The sequence below is a fragment of the Terriglobales bacterium genome (assembly GCA_035567895.1).
Taxonomy (GTDB): Bacteria; Acidobacteriota; Terriglobia; order Terriglobales; family Acidobacteriaceae; genus Gp1-AA112.
The window spans coordinates 23,422-49,055 of sequence record DATMPC010000022.1; the positions used below are offsets into that span (position 1 = coordinate 23,422).

Here is a 25,634-nt window from a genome sequence, read left to right on the forward strand (position 1 = left end):
GGAGGATCGAACTATGGTTTCAGGCGTTCACGCGATCATCTACAGCAAGCAGGCAGAACGTTTGCGCGAGTTCTTTCGCGACGTGTTGAAGTACCCATCAGTCGATGCAGGCGGTGGATGGTCGATCTTCGCCTTACCGCCCGCGGAATTGGCTGTGCATCCTGCTGAGGACAGCTATCACGAGCTTTACCTCATGTGCGATGACGTGCACGCCGTGACCAAGAAATTGCAGAGCAAGGGAGTTGAGCTTGCGATGCCCATTTCGGACCGGGGCTGGGGACTTGTGACCCGATTAACGTTACCGAGCGGAGATCAGATCGGGCTCTATCAGCCGAAACATCCCACGGCACTGGATTTGAAAGGCCCAAGCCAGCGAAGATCAGCATCACCAAAAGCCACGAGGCGGCGACCCGCGAGCGGGACTAAGAATCGGCAGACAAAGAACCGGAAATCAAAGACTCGTCGCTAATCCGAAGAGTTACAAAGATTTAAGAAAGCTCACCAATTGCCAGCGCTGCGGCTCAGGCAAACGGCTCCACGAAGGCATCCCGTTCTTCAGACTTCCGTTCTTCAGAAGCCATTCCAACTCGCCTGGGGTAGCGTTCTTCACCCGCTCGGTATGGAGATCCGGATGCGTCGCGAGCCCCTCGGCCTGCTTCCCATGGCAGCTTGCGCAATTTCTCTGAAATAATTTCGCACCCGCGGCTACCGCGCTCGACTCATTGGCCATAGGATTCGAGCGTTGTCTTGCAGTCGCCGGCACCTTTGTTTGCCAGCGACCGTCGCCAACTTCGATTGAAATTGCCAGCGCCGGCAGCGCGACGCAGAGACTGAGTGCGGCCACTCTCCACGCCCGCATCAGTGCCCCCTCAGCCGTGAGACGATTTGATCGATTTCGCAAGAGACGCCAAAGCGAAAAAGGAAACGTTCACTGTTATCGTTTAGACCGAAACCGGGCGAGAACTTGAAAGTCGTGCTTCCTGGAATTCGCCATTCCACAACTGGAGCCAGATAGTGAGAAGTGTCGTGCAGCCCGAAGCTGTAACGGTCGCCTAAGCCGCCATACATCTCCGCTCCCGCAGAAAAATTTTCGCGGCAGAAAACGCATTGTTTCGCACTGGCAAGCAGCGCCAGAGGACGACTCACGCCTAGCGCATAACCAAACTCCCAGGGCTCGCCCGCCAGGTTCTTCTCGGCGATCATGTTCTCAGAGAAATTCCAACCCTTGACGTTGCTGGACAGAATCAGCTTTAGCTCCGCTTCCCTTTTCTTCTCGTGCCGGTCATTGCGTTCGCTGAACTCCTCACGCGTGTCATGACCGACGACCTCGAGCAACGACTTGTCGGCGCCATTAATGTTTTCGAATTCGACGTAAAGCACTGGGTTGATCCAATGCTCGCGAAGCAGAGGTCGAAAGCGGTTTTCCCAGCGGAATCCAGTAAATACGGAACTCTCGTTCGCCGTGTACTGAGAATCGAGGTAGACTTCGGACGTCCACCATGTCTTCACGCCGTATTCGAATTCCCAGGCATTGGCGAGAAAAGCGTTGCCGTCTTTCGGAGATGCAGTTACCGATTTCACTCCTACTTCCAAGTTGCCTGGCTCTTCCATCTGATGGGAATAGGTAATGAAGTATCCCTCCTGCGCGAAAGCGCATGAGGTGAACAGGAATGGAACGGCAAAGATTGCAGTACGAACAAGTCTGCTGAGCGGTGTAATCACAGATGAGGCTTTCTAATTGAAAATGAAATTGAAATTCATTTTCAATATCAAGACTCTAAATTGCAGCTGAAGGTTCGTCAAACACCAATAGGTGAACGGCGCTCAAGAGACTCTCAGCGGATTCTTACGAGTGGCGAGTGGAGAAATTCGGTTGGGCAAGATCCGGCAGAACCTCACGCCTCTTTGTGGCTACTTGGTCGTTCTAGCGATCGCGCGCACCGTAGATCGCAGGATTTAGCTCAGGATCGTTGTACATCTTGAGCTGGCGATAGAGCTTGAAGTGACGCCTCCCTGCTTGAATATCTTTCCAAAGCGCAGTCAAACATCCCGCAAGATCCTCTCGCTGCCTGACGAGCACATCAAGACGTTCTCGATTGCGCTCAATGTGTGCCGATTGCACGTCCTCACGCTCGATCTGTTCTTGTGTGTGGAAAATTTTTAGCGACAGGATCGACAGCCTGTCGATGATCATGCCCGGCGTCTCGGAGTGAAGTTCTCCGCCGGACTTAACTCCCGCTGCGTTCAGCTTCCGCAGCAGTTCCCTGTCAATCGACTCAACTAGATCGTTGCGCACCTGATTCAAGGCATCGATGGCCCGTTTAGTCTGAGCAATCTGATCGGGAGACGCATTCGGATCGCGAGCTCGATCTTCTTCATGCCACAAAGCAAAGTTCTGGCGGTGCTGTTCGATTACCAGCGCTTCCAGTCCGCTGCCCGCTCCAGCATTTGGATCTCTATGCCACAGCGTGGTGAACTCGTCGTGCTTTTTCAGGATTGGAGGTAATTCCATCGCAGAGGTACGGCGATTCTAGCGTGCCGAGTTTGGATTTCGCCCGCTTGTCCCGCGTAAGTACCGTCCCTTCCGTTCGTTGACACTCCGGAGCCCCTGAAACAGACTGAATCCACCCCCCGAACAACGAGGATCCAATGGCCAAGTGCCCTCGCTGCACTCATGAAATCTCAACACCCTCCGTATTCGACTTGCAGCGGTGGGCGCGTCTCGCCTGCGACCAATGCGGATCCAGGCTACAGGCCAAAGGCCCTCGTTCACTCGCCTTCGCCCCACTAGTTGCGAGTTTGCCTGTGCTTGGCATGCAGGGGCGCCCGTTCGCGGCAGTGGCAGTCGTCCTCATGGTGGTTGTTAATGCCGTAATCCTCACCGACCTCATGCGCCCGCGGTTGCGCCTGCGCAAACACCAACCTCAACCAGAAGTTGATTTAACCTCAGCGTTTCCAAGTAGCTAGCGGACGCGTGTCGCTCCGACGTTTGACCCTATTTTTTGCACCGTGTTATAAACAGGAGTTTGCCTCGCCCCGGTTTAAGTGTCTGTGCTGACAGGGCATGAGGCAAAAAGTAGTCCCACCCTGAGTACGGGGTCCCCAGCAGGCGCCGCTGTTGCGGCTGATGGGGTGCAATGTTCTATCCGGTTGGCGGATAGAACGGGAGACGCGGCCAAGCTTCAGAACACCATTCGAGTGGAAGCGCGGGTTCCGGGACTGCGACGTCGCCTATTTCAGGCGATGAGTGTGGATTGATCCCTTCAACTCGAAAACTGAACTCTAAAAGTTTGTTCTGGAGGAATTTTATGCTGACCTCGCAAGCCGTGGCTTGTGCGATGGCCCCGTTGCGTCGAATTATCCCGATTTCCAAGCTTGTGCGGCGTGGTTTCGTCGCCGCGTCTGCTGTGTTGATGCTGCTTCTCCTGCAAGGCCCAATGGCCCTTGCCCAGCCCGCTCCTGAGGCGGGCGGCGAAGCCAGCCTTCATCTGCCCGATCTTTCTAGCGTGAATTTCTTTGGAATGAACGGTCACGCGCTTCTGCTGATCGGATTAATCTTCTGCGTCTTCGGCCTTCTCTTCGGACTTGCAATCTATCTCCAGCTGAAGAACCTTCCGGTCCACAGCTCGATGCGCGAGATCTCCGAGCTGATTTATGAGACCTGCAAGACCTATCTCGTGACGCAAGGCAAGTTTCTTGCCGTGCTCTGGATATTCATTGCCATCATCATGGCGCTCTACTTCGGAGTTCTCGCGCCGATTCCGGGACACCCCGTCGCCTTCACACTGACCATCATTCTTGCCTTCAGCGTCGTGGGTATTCTCGGCAGCTACGGCGTGGCGTGGTTTGGTATCCGCGTAAATACTTTTGCGAACTCTCGCACGGCGTTCGCCGGGCTGGGTGGCAAGCCGTTCCCGCTCTACGCGATTCCGCTTAAGGCGGGCATGAGCATCGGCATGCTCCTGGTGAGCGTTGAACTGCTCATCATGCTCTTCATCCTACTGTTCGTGCCGGGAGATTACGCGGGACCCTGCTTCATAGGATTCGCAATCGGCGAATCGCTCGGAGCCGCGGCGCTGCGAATTGCCGGCGGCATCTTCACCAAGATCGCCGACATCGGCTCTGACCTGATGAAGATCGTCTTCAAGATCAAGGAAGACGATGCGCGCAACCCCGGCGTAATTGCAGATTGCACCGGCGACAATGCGGGCGACTCCGTCGGACCCAGCGCGGACGGCTTCGAGACCTATGGCGTAACTGGCGTAGCTCTTATTACCTTCATCCTGCTTGGCGTGCCGAATTCGACCGTACAAGTGCAGCTGTTGGTATGGATCTTCGTCATGCGCATCATGATGCTGGTCACCAGCGCCGTCTCGTATTTCATCAACGACTTTATTGCCAAGGCACGCTTTGCCAACAGCGATCACATGAATTTCGAGACGCCACTCACGTCGCTCGTGTGGATCACTTCGATTTTCTCGATCATCGCCACATTCATCATCTCCAAACTGATGATTCCCGTCGTGCAAGGCAATGACACGCTGTGGTGGAAGCTTTCGTTGATCATCTCCTGCGGAACCCTCGCCGGCGCAGTGATTCCTGAATTGGTCAAAGTATTCACCTCGACAGACTCGCGCCACGTGAAGGAAGTCGTAACTTCATCGCGAGAAGGCGGAGCTTCCCTGAACATCCTCTCCGGACTGGTCGCGGGAAACTTCTCCGCGTACTGGCTGGGACTCACGATGGTTGCGCTGATGGGTCTGGGCTACTACTTCACGCTTGGACTCACCTCGGACTTGATGTTGGCTCCGGCGGTCTTTGCATTTGGTCTGGTCGCCTTTGGCTTCCTCGGCATGGGACCGGTAACCATCGCCGTCGACTCCTACGGACCGGTTACGGACAACGCCCAATCCGTGTACGAACTCTCGTTAATCGAGCACGTGCCGGTAGCAGACATTCAGCGTGAGTACAAAGGCACCGTCAACTTCCAGCGCGCGAAGGACCTGCTCGAGGAAAACGATGGAGCGGGCAACACCTTCAAGGCAACGGCAAAACCGGTGCTGATCGGAACCGCCGTAGTCGGAGCGACCACGATGATCTTCTCGATCATCATGGCACTCACACATGGTTTGCGCGACAACCTTGCCAATCTTTCCCTGTTGCATGCGCCGTTTGTGCTGGGACTCATCTCGGGTGGCGCGATTATCTACTGGTTCACCGGTGCTTCAACGCAGGCTGTAACCACCGGCGCTTATCGAGCGGTGGAGTTCATCAAGGCCAATATTCGCCTGGAGGGTGTTGAAAAAGCTTCGGTCTCCGACAGCAAGAAGGTCGTTCAGATCTGCACCCAGTATGCACAGAAGGGAATGTTCAACATCTTCCTCGCTGTCTTCTTCGTGACTCTCGCTTTCGCGTTTGTGGAGCCCTTCTATTTCATTGGCTACCTCATCTCGATCGCAGTCTTCGGCCTGTATCAGGCAATCTTCATGGCCAACGCAGGCGGAGCCTGGGACAATGCGAAGAAGATCGTTGAAACCGAGCTTAAGCAAAAAGGCACGCCTCTGCACGATGCCACCGTCGTGGGCGACACCGTGGGAGATCCGTTCAAGGACACTTCTTCTGTGGCGATGAACCCGATCATCAAGTTCACCACGTTATTTGGATTGCTAGCGGTTGAGTTAGCGGTCCATCTGACGAGCGAACGCGGAGCACAACTCACGAACGGCCTGGCAGTGCTCTTCTTCGCGATCTCGATGTACTTTGTCTGGCGGTCGTTCTACGGCATGCGCATCGGGAGCCAGAAGGCAGCTTAGCTGGAAGCGTTCAAACGATTCAGATGCCGTCTCGAAATGGGACGGCATTTTTACTTCATTGCGAGATATCGATCGGGGTGGCCGTTTGTTCATCTCTGATTCGTTCTGCTACCCTGCCAGCAATTCAGTTGTAACGAGGATCACCAATGCAGTCATCATCCCGATTCTTCTTCCTCTTACTCGTTGGCTTCAGCCTCTCCGCATTTGCAGCTGACAAGAAGTCTGTCCCCCAACCTGCTGACTCATCGCTAGCGATCGCTCAATCGCAGCGGGAAAACCTTGACTACGGCATGTATCAGCGCATCCGCGACGAGGCGATTGGGCACTCGCACATCATGGAATACGCCTCCGGCCTGATGGATGGAATCGGCCCACGTCTCACAGGCTCCCCAAACGCCAGGCGAGCAAACGAGTGGACTCGCGATCAACTTACAGCGATGGGCTGCAGCAACGCCCACCTCGAAGACTGGGGTGAATTCGGCATGGGGTGGCAGCAGGTAAATACCTGGGCTCGTATGTCTTCGCCCGACACTGCAGTTTTCATCGCACAAGCATCGCCGTGGTCACCCTCCACCAATGGCGCAGTAAGCGCTCCTGCAACCTGGGTAGACATCAAAGACGAGAAAGATTTTGAGAAATACAAAGGGAAGCTGGCAGGAAAGATCGTTCTTTACGGCGAGATGCGCGAGGTGAAGCCGGTCGACAAGGCTCTCTTTAGTCATCTGGAAGATGACGATCTCAGGAAGCTGGCCGACTACCCCTTAGCCAGGCGCGAAGGCGATGGCTTTCAAACGTTCCTCAAACGCCTCGAGTTTCGCGAAAAGGTTGGAAAATTCTTTGCCGACGAGAAGGCCGTCGCGGTAATCGTTCCAAGCCGCGATGGACGCAACAACGGCGGTTCCGGCGGAACCATCTTCGACGACACCGGCTCCACCTTTGGCTGGTTTGTCTACCGGCGCGAACATGCCAGTCCAATTCCGAGCGCAGTAATGGCAATCGAGAACTACGGGCGCGTTTACCGACTGCTCAAAGCGCATGTGCCGGTGAATATCGAAATGAACATCGATGCCAAGTTCACCGGTGACCACGAACATGGCTTCGACACTATCGCCGAAATTCCGGGAGCTGATCCCAGGCTCAAAGATGAAGTCGTGATGGTCGGTGGCCACCTTGATTCCTGGGCTTCGGGAACAGGAGCTACCGACAACGGAGCCGGCACGGTAGTGGCGATGGAGGTGATGCGCATTCTCAATTCCCTCCAGGTGAAACCGCGCCGCACGATTCGCATCGGTCTATGGACTGGAGAAGAACAAGGCGAATTCGGATCCTACGGCTACGTAAAGCAACACTTCGGATTTGTTCCTCGATCTACTGAGGCAGACCAACTTAAGCTCACCGAATTTGACCGCAAGCCGGCTGGCCCCGTGGAGACCAAACCCGAATATCAAAAGATTTCCGCATACTTCAACCTCGACAACGGCAGTGGACGTATTCGTGGAGTTTATCTGCAGGAGAACGCCGCTCTCGCTCCTATCTTTGCGCAGTGGATGGAGCCGCTAAGAGATCTTGGGGTTACCACCATTACTATGCGCAACACCGGTGGCACCGACCACGAGGCTTTCGACTCCATTGGTGTGCCCGGGTTTCAGTTCATTCAGGATCGCCTGGACTACGGATCACGGACGCACCACTCCAATATGGATACCTATGAGCGCTTGCAGGAAGAGGATCTGGCCCAGGCTGCTGCCGTGGAAACAATCTTCGTCTATAACGCCGCGATGCGCGATCAGATGCTGCCGCGTAAAGCTTTCCCTCATCCAGAACTTGAAGAGCAACGCAATGCGCCCCTGAAGAGCGCTATGCCCGGGGCGGAGATTCAGGAAAAGGACGCCAAAGAAAAGGCGGAGAAGGCAGAACAAGGCACACCCTCCCGATCCCAATAAGATCAAGACACACGTAGGTTTTTGCTGGGTTTTGGAGTAAATTGACGAAACATCCCCGCAACCCCCAGCATCCAATGAAGTGAAATCGCAAGGCTAAACGGCCTTTGGGCAGATATGCCTTTGTTGGGCAACAAGGAAGCGAAGGAGTAAGAGTCGTGAACCAACGGCTGAAACAACTCATGAAAGAGCTGGGAGAGGCGATCAACGAATCGCTCTCCGAAGCAGAACCGATTGCGCAGGTGATCGGCCGGATTAAAGGCGAGGGATACGATGTGTTCCTGGTAATGGAAGCCACGGTCGGCTTCAATCGGCGCGAAGACGACGAATCGGCGTCAGCAACTGTGCGGGGAAACAAGTCTTTGACGGCCGTTCCAGATCTGCAGATCAACGCGCAGGATCTTCGTTTCCTAAAATCGCTGCGTATCAGCCTCTCGGAAGCTCGCGACGTAAAAGATTCCGCTGCTTGAGTTCCTTTTAGGTTCTATCCAGATTTCAGCAACCCGGAGCAGAGGCTCCGGGTTTTGCTTTTAGCTGTTATCATCGTCTGTTTTCGGGTCGCTGTCCGGCCCGCCTACAAAGTCGCACTCGGATTCGCAGCACATTCGCTAGATCATGAAGGACACACTCGGAGTCTTACTGGCCGGAGGCGCGGGCGAGCGTCTCTTCCCGCTTACGCGCGACCGCGCCAAACCTGCGGTGACCTTCGGCGGCAACTACCGCATTATCGACATCAGCCTATCCAACTGCATCAACTCAGACCTGCGCAAGGTCTATATCCTCACGCAATACAAGGCGCTGTCACTCAACCGTCATATCCGCGAGGGCTGGGGCACGATCGTCGCGAGCGAACTTGGCGAGTTCATCGAGATCCTGCCGCCGATGAAGCGCGTCAGCGAAAACTGGTACATGGGCACGGCTGACGCTGTGTATCAAAACATTTACTCCATCGGAAGCGAGCAGCCGAAGTACGTCCTCATCCTCTCAGGCGACCACATCTACAAGATGAACTACGACCTGATGATGCGGCAGCATGTCGATGCAAATGCAGACGTTACGCTGGCTACGATTCTCATCGATCCAAGTGAATCGTCGCGCTTCGGAGTAGTGGACATCGACCGCGAGAGCCGGGTAGTCGGATTTGAAGAGAAGCCCAAATCAACACAGCTCCGCTCTCCCTTCAATCCGAATATGTGCTCGGGATCGATGGGCGTCTATCTGTTCAACACTGACGTGTTGTTGCCCGCGCTATTGAAGGATGCCGAAGATCCCGAATCCTCTCACGACTTCGGCCACGACATTCTCCCCAAGCTTCTGGAGGAGTACCGGGTTTACGCCTTTAACTTCATCGACGAAAACAAGAAGGAAGCGCTCTACTGGCGCGACGTCGGCACACTCGACGCCTACTTCGACGCCAACATGGACGTGGTCGCGGTATCGCCGGTCTTCAACCTGTACGACAAAGCCTGGCCGATCCGCACGCATCAACGCCAATATCCTCCGGCTAAATTTGTTTTCAGCGAACCTGGACGCACAGGAATGGCAGTGGATTCAGTCGTCTCGTCGGGATGCATCATCTCCGGCGCGGCAGTGCGGAAATGCGTAATGTCGCCGGATGTGCGCGTGAACTCCTATGCTGAAGTGGAGTCGTGCATTATCTTTTCGCACGTAAACATCGGGCGCCATTGCCGCATTCGACGGGCCATCGTTGACCGCGACGTCCACATTCCTGAAGGCAGCGTGATCGGCTACGACGCGGAAGAAGATAAGCGCAACTACTTCGTCACCGACAGCGGGATCACCGTGGTGACCCGCGACTACTCCCTCTTCGAATCGCCCGTCGCGGTGGATTACTTCACGTCAGAATAGCGGGCAGATGCTCAATCGCTTTCTGAATACCCGGATACCCTCGATCCTCTCGGCGCTCGCGTTCATCGTTTTCTCGCTATTGTTTATTCGCGCGCTCGTCGGAGCGCGTGAGCCAGCTACAGCTACCCCAGAGGTGCTTCACGGATTGATTCTGTGGGGCATTCTTGCACTTGCAGCCATGCTGGCCTTCTGCCTGTCTCTCATGAGGGTGACCCGCTACCGGCGAAGCCTGCCGGACAGACCACGGCGACAAAGCTCATGAAATGTGGCACAGCCGCCCTCGGCTGTGGCAGGCTTGTGAGACGCCAACACCGGCCAGCTGCTTACGGCGATTTCCGGCAGCGCTGAGTAAGTCAAAACCCACAGCCGAGGGCGGCTGTGCCACCGGGCCGAAAAATTCGTTGGATGTCGATAATACGTGCGTCAAACGTCGCTCTATCAGAGGCAGGAACATAAGGAGGGGGTTGAATGCGCTACATGTTGCTGGTCTACTCACGAGAGGAAGCTCCCGCCTATCCGGAATCGATGCAGCAGATCGCCGAAACCCACCGGATGCTAATGGCCGAGGCAACGGCGAAAGGCATCCTTGAGGGAGCTGAGCCTCTCAGGCCCACAACGACGGCGACCACGGTTCGGCCGCAAAACGGCAAGTCCATCGTCCTTGACGGCCCATTTGCCGAAACAAAGGAACAGCTCGCCGGATACTACATCCTCAACTGCAAGGATTTGGATGAGGCCATCGAGTGGGCGCAGAAGATACCCACCGGATGCGCGGGAGCCGAAGGATGCATCGAAATTCGTCCGCTGCTGGAAAAGCCTGCGCACCTGCTGGTAGAGGCCGCGCACCATTGACCACGGATTGGGAGGCAGCGGCAGAGTCCGTTTTCCGCGAGGAGTCGGGGAAAATCATTGCGACACTGATCCGCCTGTCAGGATCGTTCGATCGCGCCGAGGATGCGGTCCAGGAGGCTTTCACCTCTGCGCTGGCGTCGTGGCCCAAAACAGGAATCCCAACCAATCCCGCCGCGTGGCTGATGACCACCGCCCATCGCAAGCTGATCGACCAGGGAAGGCGGGAACGCACTCAGCGGGAAAAAGAAGATTCGGTCCGCTATGAAATTGAAGCCTTTCGCCCTGCCAGCGAACCAGAACTCGAGACCGCTATGCACCTGCCCGACGATCGTCTGCGCTTGATCTTCACCTGCTGCCACCCTGCGTTGAATCAGGAAGGGCAAGTAGCATTGACACTGAGGACGCTAGGTGGGCTCAGCACTCCGGAAATCGCGAAAGCGTTTCTCCTTCCGGAACCCACGCTGGCTCAGCGCCTGGTCCGCGCCAAGCGCAAGATCCAGGAAGCGCACATTCCGTACGAAGTTCCACCCCCCGAACGCCTGCCTGAACGCCTCGAATCCGTACAAACCGTGATCTACCTGATCTTCAACGAAGGATATGTTGCAACCGCCGGCGAGCAGCTCGTGCGTACCGACCTTTGTGCTGAGGCGATCCGCCTGTGCCGTGTGCTGGGCGACCTGATGCCGGGGCAGGCAGAGAATCTAGCTCTGCTGGCGCTAATGCTGCTCCATGATTCCCGCCGTTTCGCCCGTGTTCGAGACAGCCAACTGGTCACACTCGAAGACCAAGACCGCACGCTGTGGGACCAGAACAAAATTGCAGAAGGACTCGAGCTGGTGCACAAGGCAGTGAGGCGAGGCCCCGTAGGACAATACCAACTGCAAGCCGCCATCGCTGCCCTGCACAGCGAAGCCAAGATACCTACAGAAACAGACTGGCCACAGATCGCTGCGCTGTACGAAAAGCTTCTCGAATTCAATGCCTCTCCAGTAATCGCGCTGAATCACGCCGTAGCAGTGGCAATGGGCGCTGGTTTGGAAGAGGGACTCAAACAAATTGAAGTAGTCGGAGCCTCAGGGGAGTTAGACCGCTATTACCTATTTCACGCAGCCCAAGCCGACATCCTGCGCAGAATGGGACGCAGGAAAGAATCAGCCACCGCATACACAAAGGCGCTGGAACTCGCGACGAACCGGGTCGAGCAACAGTACTTGCGTCGGCGCCTAAAGGAGGTACAGAACCACTTGCGGTAGCGCGTGCGGGCAATTCGTGTTGATGTGTGCCATCCGGCGCGTTCAGAACGCAAAAGTCCCAACGGCAACTACTCACGCAGAAGAACGCAGATTTACGGATGCACACAGATCGCTAAGGGATTTGGGCTATGATGTCTCGCCCTATGGCGGATCAAGATTATAAGCATGCTGAGTTGACGGAGAAACTAATCGGAATTTTCTTTGAGGTTTACAACGAGCTTGGCCATGGGTTTCTGGAAAGCGTATATGAGCAGGCTTATGTGCTCGTTCTGACCTCGAAGGGAATACAGTTTCAGCAACAATGTCCGGTGAATGTCATGTTTCGCGGCGCCAATGTCGGGGAGTTTTGTGCCGACCTAATCGTCGAACAGGCCGTGATCGTTGAAATGAAGGCCGTTCAGAAACTCGATCTCAGCCATGAAAAACAGTTACTCAATTACTTGCGAGCAACGGATCTTGAGGTAGGCCTTCTACTCAATTTTGGTCCAAGCGCTCAAATCCGCCGACTGATTCTCGAGAACGAACGCAAGCGTCTGCGCAGAAAGGCGGTAGGCTCCAGCCTCTAAGCAACAATCCCAAAAATCTGCGTGCATCCCTAAATCTGCGTTCATCTGCGTGAGTAGTTGATTTTTCGCCGAGCTGCCTACTCGTATCGCAACGCCACCATGGGATCCACGTGGCTTGCACGGTGAGCCGGTATGTAGCTGGCTATCAGGGCTACCGCCGTCATCACCACCGACACGACGACAAACGTGCCTAAGTCTGTAGGCTGCACGCCGTAGAGTAGGCTCCGGATCAGGCGAGCGCCAGCTAGAGCGCCGACTAGGCCGATTACGACACCGACGCCGGTCAAGAGCAGTCCGTGGCCGAGCACATCGCGCACGATCGCCGATTGGCTCGCACCCAATGCCATCCGGACGCCAATGTCTTTTGTGCGTTGCACGACGGTGTACGACAGCACGCCATAAATTCCTACCGCGGCCAACAAGAGCGCAGTCGCGGCAAAGGTCGTCAGCAAAAAAGTGTCGAAATGGGACTGTTCGAGCTGGCTTGAAACTCGTTCCTGCAGGGTTGAGACACGATAGATAGGCACGCCAGGCGCTGCCTTGGCCACCGCCGCGCGTAGTTCGTTAACGGGAATCACGGCTCCCTGCGTGCGCACGACTATGTCCATGGTGCGGCCGATCCAGTCCCAGGCTGAGGGAGGCATCTGCGCAATGGGCATGTAGAACTCGGGGAAGATTTGCCGGTCGAGTCCCCAGGCACGGACGTCGCCGACAACTCCTGCGACTTCGTGCCAAACAGGATCCATGCGCCCTCTGGGCCCACTCTCACAGCAGGCGAAGCGTTTCCCGATGGGATTCTGATTGGGCCACATGGTTCGCGCGAGGGTCTCATTCACCAGCACCACTAACGTCCGGTCGCGAGTGTCTGCGGGAGTGAAGTCGCGGCCCAGCCTCAGAGGGATGCGGGTGGTGGTCAGATATCCGGGAGAGACGATTCTCACCCTTGCATCCACCAGGTTTGACGAATCGAGAGCCTTGCCTTCGGCCAGCAATCCGTTGCTGCTTCCGCCGCCCATCAGCGGAGCTCTTGAAACGACTGCGGCGGAGGCGACGCCGGGCAGCCCTTCAATGTTGTTGAGAACCCCCTCAAAACCTTGGCGCGCCTTTGCAGGATCGCTGTAGGCGGCTTCGGGCAGGCCAACTCGCCCTGCCATGAGATTGGAAGTGTCGAAGCCGGGCTGCACTTTAGCGAGAACCATCGCGCTACGCACCAGCAGTCCCGCGACGGCGAGGAGCATTAGGGCGAGTGCAACTTCGCCGACTACGAGCAAGCTGCGCACATGATCGCGGCTGGAGGTGGAGCGAGCGGCCTGGAAAGTTCCGGTCAGGCGCACGGATGCTGATCGCAGAGCCGGCGCCATGCCGAAGAGCAGGCTGGAGACTACGGCGATGGCGGCTGCGAAGCAAAGCGCAACGGTGTCAACGCGGGCTTCCTCGATACGTGGCACTCCCGGAGGAGCGCTTGCGATTAGCCAGCGGACTCCGGCAATAGCCAGGAAGATTCCCACAATTGCACTCACACCAGCCAGCAAAAGATTCTCTGCGAGGAGCTGCCGCACGATGCGCTTGGGTGTTGCTCCCAAGGCTGCGCGGACGGCGATTTCGCCCTGGCGTCCGCGGGCTCGGGCTAGCTGCAGGTTCGCGATATTGGCACACCCGATCAGCAGGACGAATCCCACCGCTCCAACGACAGTGAAGAGGGTTACTCGCTGATCACCGAGCAGGACTTCGGTCAGCGGTGTGAGGCTGAAGCCACGATCTTTGTCGTCGATGGGGTAGCGCTGGGCTTGCCGCGCGGAGAGGACGTTCAGCTCGGCGCGGGCTTGCTCTACGGAGACTCCATCTTTCAGCCGCGCGAAGATCTCGAGATAGTGATTGTCGTGGTCAGCAAGCTGGGCGGCCGTGTAGGCCGCAGGGATCCAGATGTCGGACTTGCTCAGCAGCGGATCGAAGCTTCGTGGCATGACTCCAACAACGACTAAAGGCACGCCGTTGACGTGGATCGCCCGTCCCATGAGCCCGCGATCCTCGTGAAAGCGTGTCCGCCAGAGCCGTTCGCTGATCACCGCTACTGCATCTCGCCCGGGAGCATCCTCGGCTGAGGTAAACACCCGTCCCAAGAGGGGGCTAACCTGGAAGGTGTTGAAGTATTCGGCGTCGACGCTCTCGCCGTCGATGCGTTCGGGAGCCTCTTCGGTCGCGAGATTATAGGCGGCGGAGGCGGAAGACGAAACGCTGGAGAACGAGGAGTTCTGCTGGCGAATGTCGGCGAAGTTGCCGACTGATACTCCGCCACCCCCACGGCCTTGCCAGATCTCCTGCAACAGCATCACGCGCTCCGGCTGGGCCATAGCCAGAGGTCGAAAGAGCACAGCGTCGACGATGCTGAAGATTGCGGTGTTCGCTCCAATGCCAATAGCCAGCGTGAGAATGGCAACGACAGTGAATGCTGGCGTCTTGCGCAGAATGCGTGCGCCGTAGCGGAGATCCTGAATCCAGGTGTGCATGCGTTATTTCTTAGTCCTCTTGATAGCGGTGCACTAGCGAGGCCGTTTTCAGCCAGGATAGGGTGCTGTGTACTCATGGACATGCCGCACACGAGCTATACCGTGGGAGGACTGCGCGGCTCCGAAGTCGGAACGTGGTGTTCAAATTCGGACAGTAAGCTTTGCGGGGGTCACGACCGTCCCCTGGCTGTGATTCTGCGTGAAGCAAAATCGCTGTCAGCTGTTTCCAGAATCGCGTTGATTTTTGCTTTTTCTTCGTCTAGGATGGAGCCGAGGTTGCGCCGAGGATGGCGCTGAAGTCGTCGGCCGGCGCACTTAGTCGTTCGCGAGTGATCATGCATAGAGAAATTGATCTCGGGCGCGAATTCCCTGTTATTTCACTGTTAATTCCCTGCCCGTTTTCGGAGTCCCCTGTGTTCATGCGGGTTTCAGGATGAATCCACTCGCGCGAAAAAATTCGCTGTTTTTTTCGCTGTTATTTTCGCTGTTATTGCCCTGATCAGTGAAAGAACAGTGAATTCGCAATCAGCATGAGCACGAAGCCGGCGGCCAGGAGAGGGATCGCTTTCGCTGCCGGGCTGCACGTCGCGCAGTGCAAATGTCGCCAGGAGCTTGTTCCAGCCTTGTTAGAATCCCTGAACTCCAATAATTTGTTGAACTTTCGTCGCCAAGGCTGCGTATCTCGCTGGCAAGTTGAGACATTCAGCCCAAACCGCAAAGAGAGCTCCGGCGGGACGGATACCGGCGTGCATGGTACGGTCCGGTTACCGCACCAAATCTGCAACGGCGCGTAAGCTGGTCCGTCATCCTTCTTTCGGGACTTTCGCTGTATCGGCCCAGGGCAAGATAGCCGCAAGATCGCAGGCGGGAACGATTGTTCCATTTACTGCACCACAGCCAAGACCGGCTGTGCCAAATGAAAGAAGCCTAAACCGGTTGGAAGAAAACGCGCTAACAGCTGCCCTGGTTCGACGATGCATAGCAGGCGATGCAACCGCTTGGGAAGACCTCGTCAAGCAGCAGAACCGGCGTATTTACAACATTTGCTACCGGTTTACGGGCTCGGCGAGCGACGCCGAAGACCTCACTCAGGAAGTCTTCATTCGGCTTTATCGAACAATGGGCAGCTATGCGGCGGATCGGGGATCCTTCAATACCTGGCTTGCGACCCTCACGCGCAATATGCTGGTCGACCATTTCCGCCGCACGCGGCAGGAGCGCATGACGGACTCCATAGACGCCGCTCCCGCGGCCAGTGAGGATGCTCCGACGCTAGCGGAGCGCATCGAAGACGAGGCTCCCTCGCCGCAATCCCGATTGGCCAGCAAAGAGACCCAAAAGATGGTGCAACAGGCCCTGCAGAGAGTCTCCCCAGACCTGCGGGAGGCAGTGATTCTGCGAGATTTACAGGACATGGACTACAAAGAAATTGCGGTCGCTCTAAAGGTTCCGGAGGGTACCGTAAAGTCCCGAATCAATCGCGGTCGGGCGGAACTGGCAAGACTTTTATCGCGTATTAATAAACAGGCGGTCTAGTGTGGACAATCGCAGCCAATTCGAGAGGAAAGAAGGCACGTCAGGGCTGACCTGCGCCGAATTCGACGCGCTGATGACCGACGCTTTTGACGGTCTCCTCACCCCGGCTTCGCAGCAGAGCTTTGACGCTCATCGCCTGCAGTGTCCCACTTGCGGTCCTCTCTTCCGCGAGGCCGAAGCGGGGATGTCCTGGCTTCATACGTTGGCAGAAGTCGAGCCTCCGGCAAGTCTGATACACAACATCCTCGCAGCCACAACCGTTCAGACGAGCGCAGCGATTGCAGCCGCTCCCAAATTGGGCTGGAAGCAGCGACTTTCAGAAGTGTGGGCCGATGTACTTGCGCCTTTCCGGGCTCTGGTAGCTCAGCCGCGAATGGCCATGACTGGAGCAATGGCGCTTTTCTCAGTTTCGCTTTCGTTGAATCTGGCGGGAGTGAAGCTCGGCGATCTGCGTCATATGGACTTGCGACCAAGCGCTCTGAAAGAGCAGGTCACGATGAAGTACTACGAAACCACGTCGCGGGTAGTGAAGTACTACGAAAATATTCGGCTGGTGTATGAGGTCGAATCGCGGCTGCAGGAGCTGAAACGCGCCACTACCACCGAACCGGAGCCGGAGCAGCGTCCACGCGACCGCAACAAGACAGAAAACGAGAAGGACAAGGAACGCAAGCAGAATTACTACAGTATGGACAGGCCGAAAGTTCAGCTTGCGAAATGGAGTACAAACGAATTGAATCTGTGCAGTAACTTTGAACCAGGCTTCGTGCTGCAGAAATCCAGCGACGAAGTCGGCATCTACAGCAACGCGCATTTCGCGGTATCCGTACTCTCCCAGGGTTTCGAGCACAGCTACGAATCGACTAGGGGCTTACTCGCATGACTTGCGCAGTTCACACTGATCAACCTGCAACCTCCTATTGCCGCACCTGCGGAAAAGCGCTTTGCCAGAGTTGTCAGCGCGATGTCCGCGGCGTGATTTATTGCCAGGATTGTCTCGCAGCTCGGCTTGAAGGCACCGTTCCTCCGGCCGCGGCGAACGCTCCGAACGCGGTCTACGTGGCTCCGGCGAGTTCTGCCAGCCCGGGCCTTGCTGCCGTGCTTGGTTTCATCCCCGGCGTCGGCGCGTTCTATAACGGGCAGTTTGCCAAGGGCTTCGTGCACGTTTTTGTCTTCGCCGTGCTTTGCCATCTCGCTAATAGTGCAGACTTTCTCGGCTTACTGGTGATGGCCTGGCTCTTCTACATGGTCTTTGACGCGTACACCACGGCCAAGGCGCGGCAACTTGGCCAGCCATTACCCGACCATCTTGGACTCAACGCGCTGCTGGCCAGTTTCGGATTGGGAACAGCGCTTGGCCATCCTCAACCGGCTCATGCCGGCGCTCCATCGACAACAAGTACCACGACGCCAGCTGATGTTGCTCAGGCGCAGGTTGCGAACCTTGCGCCGCTCGATCCGAGCACTTCGTCCGAATCGACGCAACCTTACGCTCCCGATCCAGGCGGCCCGCAGGGTGGTTTTGGTCCTGGAGGTGTGCCGATGGGAGCGATCATCCTGATCGCTCTCGGTGTACTGCTGCTGCTCGAGAACCTCGGCGTGCTGGCGTTTCGCTGGACCGCACAGTTCTGGCCAATCATTCTGATCGTGTTGGGAATCTGGCTGGCGTTCCGCCGCATGAGCATGACGCAGGGAAGGAACTAGACGTGGCGATCTACGATCACGACGATTACTACGTTCCCAACCGCGCCTGTCACTGTCTGCGCTGCTCTTCACGGTGGCTCATGGGACCAGCCGTGCTGATTACAGTCGGTGTGCTCTTTCTTCTGCAGCAACTACACATCTTCAACTTCGGCAGCACGTTTCCAGTACTGCTGATCGTGATTGGCTTAGTGAAGATTGCGCAGCGATCTGCGCCTGATACCGGGCATATTCCACCGCCTCCGTACTACCCACCGGGAATGCAGGTTCCACCCGTACCACCCGCATCTCCCAGTAACCGGCCTGACTCGGAGGTGAACCGTGGCTAGTCCTCCGCAGATGCCCTACGATCCTCGCTATTCGCGGTATCGTCGACCGCGCTCGATGGCCGGTCCGATCATCCTGATCGGAGTCGGCGTCATGTTCCTGTTGATGAATATGCGCCTCGTGAGCTGGCCCAGACTGGGTTGGTTTTTTGCCACATGGTGGCCGGTGCTGCTCATCGTGTTCGGGCTGATTCGCATTGCCGAATACACGATTGCGCGCAGCCGTGGAGGTCCTGCTCCGCGCCTCGGCGGTGGCGCGATTTTTCTCTTGATACTGCTCATCGTGATGGGACTCTCTGCTTCGTCGGCCCGGCACGTGAACTGGCAAGCGATTGGCAACAACGTCGACGTGAATCCCGGATGGGATGGCATGTTTGGCGAGAAGTACGAGTTCACTCAGGAACTCTCGCAGCCACTGCCGGGTGATGGAAGAATCCAGATCGACTCAGACCGCGGTTCGGTTACAGTCCACGTCGCCGAGAACGGTGATTCGCCGGTGAAGATGGTGGTCCATCGCCACATCTCGGCAGACTCGCAGGAAGCCGCCAACAAATTCAACGACCAGCAGAAGCCCGCCATGAGCGTGGATGGAAACATTCTCCGCATCAATTCCGGAGAGCACGTAGCCCACGTTCAGGTTGGGTTCTCAATGGGACCGCGCATCGTCACCGATCTGGAAATCTGGGCTCCACGCAAGGCTCCGGTACAGGTGAATGCCGGCCGTGGAGACGTGAACGTTTCGCAACGCGACGCTGACGTGAAGATCACAACCACGCGCGGAGATGTTCAGGCCGACCAGATCAAGGGCAATGTAGAGATTATCGCTCGCCGGGGCAACGTTCAGGCCAGTCAGGTCACTGGCGATGTCCATGTGGAAGGCAGGGCGGACGATGTTACGCTAAGCGATATTTCAGGCGTCGCCCTGCTAGAAGGCGAATTCTTCGGCGACACCAAGCTCTCGCACATCGGCAAGTCGGTGAAGTTTCACAGCACCCGTACCGATTTGGAACTGGGAAGACTTGACGGCGATCTAAGCATGGATTCTGGCGATCTGCGAGTCAGCTCAGTCGCTGGTCCTTTTGAAGTCCGCACGAAGGCTAAGGACATCCGCCTGGAAGACGTGTCAGGACCAATCACTGTCGAGAACAGCCACGGAGAGATTGATGTTCGTCCCAAGGCCCCGTTTGGCGATGTGACCCTCAACAATCATCAGGGCGCAATCCACATCGTGTTGCCGGAGGCGGCGGGATTTACTGTGGCAGCTCGCAGCAGCCGCGGAGAGCTGGAGAGCGACTTCCCACTCAATGTCACGAAGAATGGCGACGATCACGTAGCCGAAGGCAACGTCGGGAAAGGCGGCAAGAAGCTACAGCTCACTACGGATCACGGGACGATTGAGATTCGGAAGGGATGATAGAAATCGGGTGATCGGGACATCGGGGGATCGGCTGAAGTAAACAAAACCTTCCTTGTCGGAATAAATCTCAGTCGCAATCTGCAGAATTTAAGAAACTCACTTGAATCTAGGTCAGTGCTGGCGCTAATAGCGTCTCGCAGTTCCTTCGCCCGATCACCCGATCACCCGATCACCCGATTCTTTATTGGCCGGATCAGCCAATGACCCGATTGTTTCCCTCACGATCTGCTCAGCCCGCTCAATCACCTCATCGAGAGTCATGCTGGTCGAGTCGATCACGACCGCGTCGTTAGCTGCTACCAAGGGAGACACTGAGCGCGTCCGGTCGCGCTCATCGCGGGCGCGCATCTCCGCGAGTACCGCTGCTGAAGGTTCAACCACGGGATTCTGGTGAAAACGGCGATTGCCGCGCACTTCGGGTGCCGCATCCAGGAAGATCTTCACATCAGCATTGGGAAATACCGCAGTGCCGATATCACGGCCCTCCATCACAACTCCGCCTTTTGAACCTAACTCCCGTTGCTTGTGAACCATCCATTCCCGCAATTTCGGGTGTACCGAGACCCGTGATGCCGCCTCGGTAACATCTTTTTCGCGAATGCGGGTAGAAACATCTGCGTTGTCGAGCTTCACTCGGTTGCCGTCGATCTGCGGTTCGAGAGTGATCTTTGATCCTAACGCGAGATTCACCAGCGCGCTTTCGTCGTCTACGTCGACATCATTCTCGATAGCTTTGAGAGCCAGCGCCCGATACATGGCGCCGGTTTCGATGTTGAGGTAATTCAGTTTGCGCGCGAGGCGCGAAGCCAACGTGCTCTTCCCTGCTCCGGCAGGTCCATCGATCGCGATCACTATTGCACGCCTGCCTGGCGCGTCAACCATTGCGTCTCCTCGGCTGCAAAGTTGCACCATGCTCACGAGTTGCCCGCGGCGTTTCAGAGCGGACGTTGCTGTGGGACACGGTAATCAAGGCTCTCGACTCACTGGGAGTGTACGAGAACTCGCGTGCCGCCAGAAGAGCCTTTACGACTTCAGCAACGCGGGCGCGTGATGTGAACGTGGAGAAGAAGGCCTCGATCTCCTCCAGCGTAGCCGCAACCGTGCAATCGAGATACTTAGATATCAGCGCCGACAACGCCTCGGCATCGGAGATGCGCACGCCTTCGTTCACCGCCTCGGGAGCCCAGCGATAGTAGACGTCCCAGCTATCTCCTGCTTCGGGATGATGATCAACGCGAGTGATCTTCAAAGCCGCGGATAACTCCTGCAAGGCGCGATCGAGGACAGCTTCGGACAGACCACGTCCCAGTTGCTCCTGAAGCTGCGCTCCTGAGAGTGGACCTTTCGCATCGAGCTTTTCGAATACGTGTTCGGATAGCAGCGAGGCCTGGCCGCGGGCCCGGCTCCGCACAAGCTGCTTAGGCTTGCGATCGCTGGCCAGAGTGTAGTAGTACGGAAACACCGCGGAAGAGAGAAACAAGCCCTCGCCATGCAGCTGCGCTTCGAAGACAAACTTATTTCGCACTAGCTTCTGAAGTAACTCTTCAGCTCTCTTCGCTCGCGGATCGTTGAATGCGTTTTGGCGCGTCGGCAGCTTCTGATCGCTTCCGAGCGTCGCACCGATCAATGTGGGCAATAAGGTCGCGTGGCGCGTGGGATAAAAAAGACACATTCCGACAGAATCGACGAACTCGCGAGCTTCCTCCAACGTGCGGATAGGCTCTCCATCCAGCCGCCACTTCTCACGCCGAAGATGTTGGAGTTCGAGTTCAGTCATGAGTCGCCTCTGTCATTCCGAAGCCGCGCCTTGTGCGGCGAGGAATCCCTACTGTAAGCACACAGCATCGGCACGGTAGAGATCCCTCACGAAGGTTCGGGATGACACCTCCGATTTCAAATCCGTTTGAACGCTCTTTGTATGTCCTTCACAGAATAACGCAGGACGACTGGACGCCCGTGAGGGCACGACATTGGGCATTCAGTTTGGGCTAGCTCCCGGAGCAGCCATTCCATTTTGTTCTGCTCCAGAGGCATGTTGACCTTAATAGCCGCGTGACACGCAATCGATGCCGCTATGCGGTGGCGGATGGCGTCGAGGTTCAGCATCTGCTGTTCGCGTTCAAAGTCACCCAGCAGCTCGCTGAGCATTTGTTCCATATCGCAGCTTTCTATACCAGCAGGCACGGCCTTGACGACGACCGTCCGCGATCCAAACAGCTCCACCTCGAAGCCGTTACGTCCGAGTTCATCGGAGATTTCGGCAAAGACAGCCTGCTGACCCGGAGTAAGCTGTACCACAATCGGCATCAGCATCTTCTGGACGGGAATGGATTCGGTCTGCCTTTGTATCAGCACACGTTCAAACAGCACGCGCTCATGCGCCACATGCTGATCAATGATCCAAAGGCCTTCCTGATCGACGGCCAAAATGAACGACTCGCGTATCTGCCCGAGCGGCCGCAATGAAGCAAGCTGCGGAACAACACCCTCTTCAACTTCGGCCCGGTCGTCGATCACTGCGCTGCAAGCACTGCCTCCGGAAACTGACTCCCAGTTCGGGACTGCCGCGGTGATGGCTGCGATCTCTGACCTCGCTCCTGGCGAGGACTGGATCACGAAAGCATTGTCGAACGCTAGCGGTGCTGTCTGGGCCGGAGGTGCGGTTGCTGTGAGCACGAATCCCGCAGCTTCGTCTTGTGCTTCTCCGCGCAGAGAGGCTCCGGGAGAGAGTGCTACAGCCGCGGTCGGTTGCGCAGAAATCTCGCGTGTGAACTGCGGCACCGGACGCGCCTTCATCAGTGCGGCGCGAACCGAGTCACGCACAAAATCATGCACGAATCCTTGCTGGCGGAAGCGAACTTCAGTCTTTGCCGGATGCACGTTGGCATCAACTTCAGTTGGCGGCATCTCCAGGAACAGCAGTACCACGGGAAAAACGGTAGGCGGGATGATGTTGCGATATGCCTCCGTAAGCGCGTGCTGTACTAGGCGGTCACGCACCAATCGCTGATTTACAAACACGAAGATCGAATTGCGATTCAGCTTTTGCAACTCAGGCTTTGACACAAAACCACGCAAGCGCACCTTGCCCGGAGTTGGTGGTTCATAATCCGCAGTCCTGCGCCAGGGCGGAGGCTCCGGAATTCCCACGCGCTCGAGGTCGCTCTCGGCTGCGACTGAGATGAGTTGATCGAGAGTATCGCGGCCGAAAATCTGGTACAACCGCTCGGCATGGGTAGCCACTGGCGATGCAGTCAGGATGTTGTGCGTCGCCGAGTGCAACTCTAAATGTTTGTCGGGATGAGCCAGCGCGTAATGTGTTACGAGTGAAGCAATGTGTGAGAGTTCGGTAGATTCCGCTTTCAGGAATTTCTTGCGCGCCGGAGTGTTGAAGAAGAGGTCACGGACGGTGATCGCGGTTCCTGCTGGTGCTCCCGTCTCTTCGACTTTCAAAAGCTTGCCACCGGCGATCTCGATCCGAGTGCCAGATGTGTCGGCATCCTGTCTGGTTTCGAGGGCGAGCCGCGATACGGACGCGATCGATGGAAGCGCCTCGCCACGAAAGCCCAGAGTATCGATATTCAGCAGATCGTCCGCGTCGTGAATCTTCGAGGTCGCGTGCCGCTCGAACGCGAGCATGGCATCGTCTTGCCCCATGCCGCAGCCGTTGTCCATGATCGCGATGAGCTTCCTTCCGCCAGCCTCGACCTCGATGCGAATACGCGTCGCGCCCGCATCGAGCGAATTCTCGAGAAGCTCCTTCACCACCGATGCGGGCCTCTCGACAACTTCGCCTGCGGCAATTTTGTTGGCGACGTTATCGGAGAGAACGCGAATGCGGCCCATTGGGCTGATTTAATCACAGAACGGAGGAAGAGCGAACACGAAGGTCACCAAGGCAGACAGAGAAGGTCACGACGAATTCTTCCTTTATTTCGTGACCTTCGTGTTCGCCTCTCGGCTTTACGCCTTCACCGCAATTCCCAACTCCTTCAATTGCGTCGCGCTCACTGGAGTGGGTGCATCGACCATGAGATCCACAGCCTTCGCAGTCTTTGGGAATGGGATCACTTCTCGCAGACTGTCCGCACCTGCGAGAATCATCACGATACGATCGAGACCTAAAGCAATACCTCCATGTGGAGGCGTGCCATACTCCAAGGCTTCCAGGAAGAATCCAAATCGCGAGCGCGCTTCCTCATCGGTCATACCGAGCGCGTTGAAGATCTGCTTTTGAATGTCCTGGCGATGAATACGAATAGAGCCTGAGCCCAACTCGGTTCCGTTCAGCACAATGTCATACGCCAACGCCCGCACTGCTCCCGGATCTGAGAGCAGCTTGCCGAAGTCTTCCTCATGCGGCGACGTGAAGGGATGGTGCGCAGCGTTCCAGCGACCATCCTTGTCGTCATATTCGAACATGGGAAAATCGGTGACCCAGAGCAAGCAATAGTCGTTTGCAGTACCTGTCTTGTTGAAGGCTCCATGCTTCTCTTTGTACTTCTGCCCAAGAGTTAAACGCAGCGCACCGGCCGACGCGTAAACAGCCTCAGCCCCCTTACGAAATGCTACGGCCGAGCGGTCCTCAGATGGAGCTCCTGCGACGATCACGAGCAAATCGTCAGCCTCTGCCTCCGCCGTGGCGCGGAGCTTGGTTACGGCATCGGGAAAGCTCTTCTCCAGACGCTTTACGTCATCGATGACTTTGACCCCAGGCTTCGGCGCGGCGAGCTGTTTGTTGTCGTCGCGTTCCTTGCGCGAGACTTCGCCCACTTTCGGAATACGGACTGCAACCACCGGCAGCAGCGGATCAAGACTCAAAGCATTTAGGTTCTCCTCGGTGAACGCCTCACGGACATCGGTCATCTCTGGCAGACGCATGTCAGGCTTATCGATCCCGTATTTCCGAATAGCATCGTCATACTTCATGCGCGGAAACGGCGGCTTTAACTCAACTCCTGCCTCGCGGAACGCCGCAACCAGAAATGCCTCGACTACTTCGAAGACCCGATCCTGCGTAGGAAACGAAGTTTCAAGATCGACCTGCGTGAATTCAGGCTGACGATCGGCACGCAAGTCTTCGTCGCGAAAGCAACGCACGATCTGAAAGTATTTGTCGAAGCCGGAGATCATCAAGATTTGCTTGAACAATTGCGGCGATTGCGGCAGAGCGTAAAAAGATCCTGGATAGACGCGGCTCGGCACCAGGTAGTCACGCGCACCCTCGGGAGTGCTACGCGTCATGAACGGCGTCTCGATCTCCAGGAAACCACGGCTCGAGAGTTCTTTGCGAATCGCCAACGAAACCTTGGAACGCAACTCGATGTTCGACTGCATCTCGGGACGACGCATGTCGAGATACCGATACTTCAAGCGCAATTCTTCGTTCCCGATGGCCTGCTCTGAAGGCGAAAACGGCGGTGTTTTTGAGTCGTTAAGAACGCGCAACTCTTCGGCGATGATCTCGATCTCGCCCGTGGGAACATTCTTATTGATGGTCGGGGCATCGCGCCTCTTTACGCTGCCCACAATGGCGAGTACATATTCGGACCGGACTCGGCTCGCCTTTTCGTGCAAAGCTGGATTGCTCTCTTTGTCGAAGACGATCTGCACCAGGCCGGTGCGGTCCCGTAGATCGATAAAGATCAAATTGCCGAGATCGCGGCGGCGGTTCACCCATCCCATGAGAGTGACGGTTTTGCTGGCATCGCTGGCGCGCAGCGTGCCGCACATGTGGCTGCGTTGCAAACTGCCAAGCAAATCGAGCTGAGTGTCGGGCAATGTCGAGTCCTTGAAGCTGAAAGTAATCCTTGATGATAAATGCGATGGGTACTAACACGAATAAAGCATAGGG

Annotated in this window: 21 protein-coding genes; 13 read left to right on the top strand and 8 right to left on the bottom strand. The window is 56.5% G+C overall.

Going from position 1 to position 25,634, the window contains the following annotated elements:
- Nucleotides 1-13: 13 nt before the first annotated feature.
- Nucleotides 14-469: a hypothetical protein gene (locus VNX88_05985; GenBank protein HWY68194.1), complete on the top strand. Its 456-nt coding sequence runs from the start codon at nt 14-16 to the stop codon at nt 467-469.
- Nucleotides 470-478: 9 nt separating this feature from the next.
- Here VNX88_05985 and VNX88_05990 read toward each other — a convergent pair whose 3' ends face one another.
- From VNX88_05990 to VNX88_06000, 3 genes are all read right to left on the bottom strand, one after another.
- Complete coding sequence (locus VNX88_05990) at nt 479-844, bottom strand: cytochrome c (GenBank protein HWY68195.1); 366 nt, start codon at nt 842-844, stop codon at nt 479-481.
- 14 nt (nt 845-858) lie between these two features.
- On the bottom strand, nt 859-1,722 hold the full coding sequence (locus VNX88_05995) for a hypothetical protein (GenBank protein ID HWY68196.1): 864 nt from the start codon (nt 1,720-1,722) through the stop codon (nt 859-861).
- A gap of 202 nt (nt 1,723-1,924) precedes the next feature.
- Entirely contained in the window at nt 1,925-2,512 is a 588-nt protein-coding gene (locus VNX88_06000; protein ID HWY68197.1) for a DUF4254 domain-containing protein, read from the bottom strand.
- Nucleotides 2,513-3,308: 796 nt separating this feature from the next.
- Here VNX88_06000 and VNX88_06005 point away from each other — a divergent pair.
- The 7 genes from VNX88_06005 (at nt 3,309) to VNX88_06035 (ending at nt 12,293) form a co-directional block, all read left to right on the top strand.
- Nucleotides 3,309-5,813: a sodium-translocating pyrophosphatase gene (locus VNX88_06005; GenBank protein ID HWY68198.1), complete on the top strand. Its 2,505-nt coding sequence runs from the start codon at nt 3,309-3,311 to the stop codon at nt 5,811-5,813.
- Nucleotides 5,814-5,959: 146 nt separating this feature from the next.
- Entirely contained in the window at nt 5,960-7,756 is a 1,797-nt protein-coding gene (locus tag VNX88_06010) for a M20/M25/M40 family metallo-hydrolase (protein ID HWY68199.1), read from the top strand.
- Nucleotides 7,757-7,911: 155 nt separating this feature from the next.
- A complete protein-coding gene (locus VNX88_06015) occupies nt 7,912-8,223 on the top strand; it encodes a hypothetical protein (GenBank protein ID HWY68200.1) in 312 nt (103 codons plus the stop codon).
- Nucleotides 8,224-8,368: 145 nt separating this feature from the next.
- Complete coding sequence (gene glgC / locus VNX88_06020) at nt 8,369-9,622, top strand: glucose-1-phosphate adenylyltransferase (protein ID HWY68201.1); 1,254 nt, start codon at nt 8,369-8,371, stop codon at nt 9,620-9,622.
- A gap of 468 nt (nt 9,623-10,090) precedes the next feature.
- Nucleotides 10,091-10,474 (top strand): YciI family protein, encoded by a 384-nt coding sequence (locus VNX88_06025; GenBank protein HWY68202.1) that lies wholly within the window; start codon nt 10,091-10,093, stop codon nt 10,472-10,474.
- A complete protein-coding gene (locus VNX88_06030) occupies nt 10,471-11,727 on the top strand; it encodes an RNA polymerase sigma factor (protein ID HWY68203.1) in 1,257 nt (418 codons plus the stop codon). Before VNX88_06025 ends, VNX88_06030 begins: the two co-directional genes overlap by 4 nt.
- A 143-nt stretch (nt 11,728-11,870) precedes the next feature.
- On the top strand, nt 11,871-12,293 hold the full coding sequence (locus VNX88_06035) for a GxxExxY protein (GenBank protein HWY68204.1): 423 nt from the start codon (nt 11,871-11,873) through the stop codon (nt 12,291-12,293).
- A 77-nt stretch (nt 12,294-12,370) separates the two neighbouring features.
- Here VNX88_06035 and VNX88_06040 read toward each other — a convergent pair whose 3' ends face one another.
- Entirely contained in the window at nt 12,371-14,800 is a 2,430-nt protein-coding gene (locus VNX88_06040; GenBank protein HWY68205.1) for an ABC transporter permease, read from the bottom strand.
- A 909-nt stretch (nt 14,801-15,709) separates the two neighbouring features.
- Between VNX88_06040 and VNX88_06045 the strand changes: the two genes are divergently transcribed.
- Genes VNX88_06045 through VNX88_06065 form a run of 5 tightly spaced genes read left to right on the top strand, consistent with a single transcriptional unit; the run spans nt 15,710 to nt 19,777 of the window.
- Nucleotides 15,710-16,336 carry a sigma-70 family RNA polymerase sigma factor gene (locus VNX88_06045; GenBank protein HWY68206.1) on the top strand — a complete coding sequence of 209 codons (627 nt, stop codon included), beginning with the start codon at nt 15,710-15,712 and terminating at the stop codon, nt 16,334-16,336.
- Nucleotide 16,337: 1 nt separating this feature from the next.
- Entirely contained in the window at nt 16,338-17,219 is an 882-nt protein-coding gene (locus VNX88_06050) for a hypothetical protein (GenBank protein ID HWY68207.1), read from the top strand.
- Nucleotides 17,216-18,040 carry a B-box zinc finger protein gene (locus VNX88_06055; protein HWY68208.1) on the top strand — a complete coding sequence of 275 codons (825 nt, stop codon included), beginning with the start codon at nt 17,216-17,218 and terminating at the stop codon, nt 18,038-18,040. Before VNX88_06050 ends, VNX88_06055 begins: the two co-directional genes overlap by 4 nt.
- Nucleotides 18,041-18,042: 2 nt before the next feature.
- Nucleotides 18,043-18,366, top strand: a complete 324-nt coding sequence (locus VNX88_06060; GenBank protein HWY68209.1) for a DUF5668 domain-containing protein — start codon at nt 18,043-18,045, stop codon at nt 18,364-18,366.
- Nucleotides 18,359-19,777, top strand: coding sequence for a DUF4097 family beta strand repeat-containing protein (locus VNX88_06065; protein HWY68210.1), 1,419 nt, complete (start codon nt 18,359-18,361; stop codon nt 19,775-19,777). The genes VNX88_06060 and VNX88_06065 overlap by 8 nt, the downstream gene beginning before the upstream one ends.
- 156 nt (nt 19,778-19,933) lie before the next feature.
- Here the strand turns inward: VNX88_06065 and cmk are convergent, their stop codons facing one another.
- The 4 genes from cmk to aspS all read right to left on the bottom strand — a co-directional run bounded on the left by cmk (nt 19,934) and on the right by aspS (nt 25,561).
- Nucleotides 19,934-20,662, bottom strand: coding sequence for a (d)CMP kinase (gene cmk, locus VNX88_06070; protein HWY68211.1), 729 nt, complete (start codon nt 20,660-20,662; stop codon nt 19,934-19,936).
- Nucleotides 20,655-21,557, bottom strand: a complete 903-nt coding sequence (locus VNX88_06075; GenBank protein ID HWY68212.1) for a hypothetical protein — start codon at nt 21,555-21,557, stop codon at nt 20,655-20,657. Before VNX88_06075 ends, cmk begins: the two co-directional genes overlap by 8 nt.
- A 116-nt stretch (nt 21,558-21,673) precedes the next feature.
- Nucleotides 21,674-23,626: a DNA mismatch repair endonuclease MutL gene (gene mutL / locus VNX88_06080; protein ID HWY68213.1), complete on the bottom strand. Its 1,953-nt coding sequence runs from the start codon at nt 23,624-23,626 to the stop codon at nt 21,674-21,676.
- 117 nt (nt 23,627-23,743) lie between these two features.
- Nucleotides 23,744-25,561, bottom strand: coding sequence for an aspartate--tRNA ligase (aspS, locus tag VNX88_06085; GenBank protein HWY68214.1), 1,818 nt, complete (start codon nt 25,559-25,561; stop codon nt 23,744-23,746).
- Nucleotides 25,562-25,634: the final 73 nt, after the last annotated feature.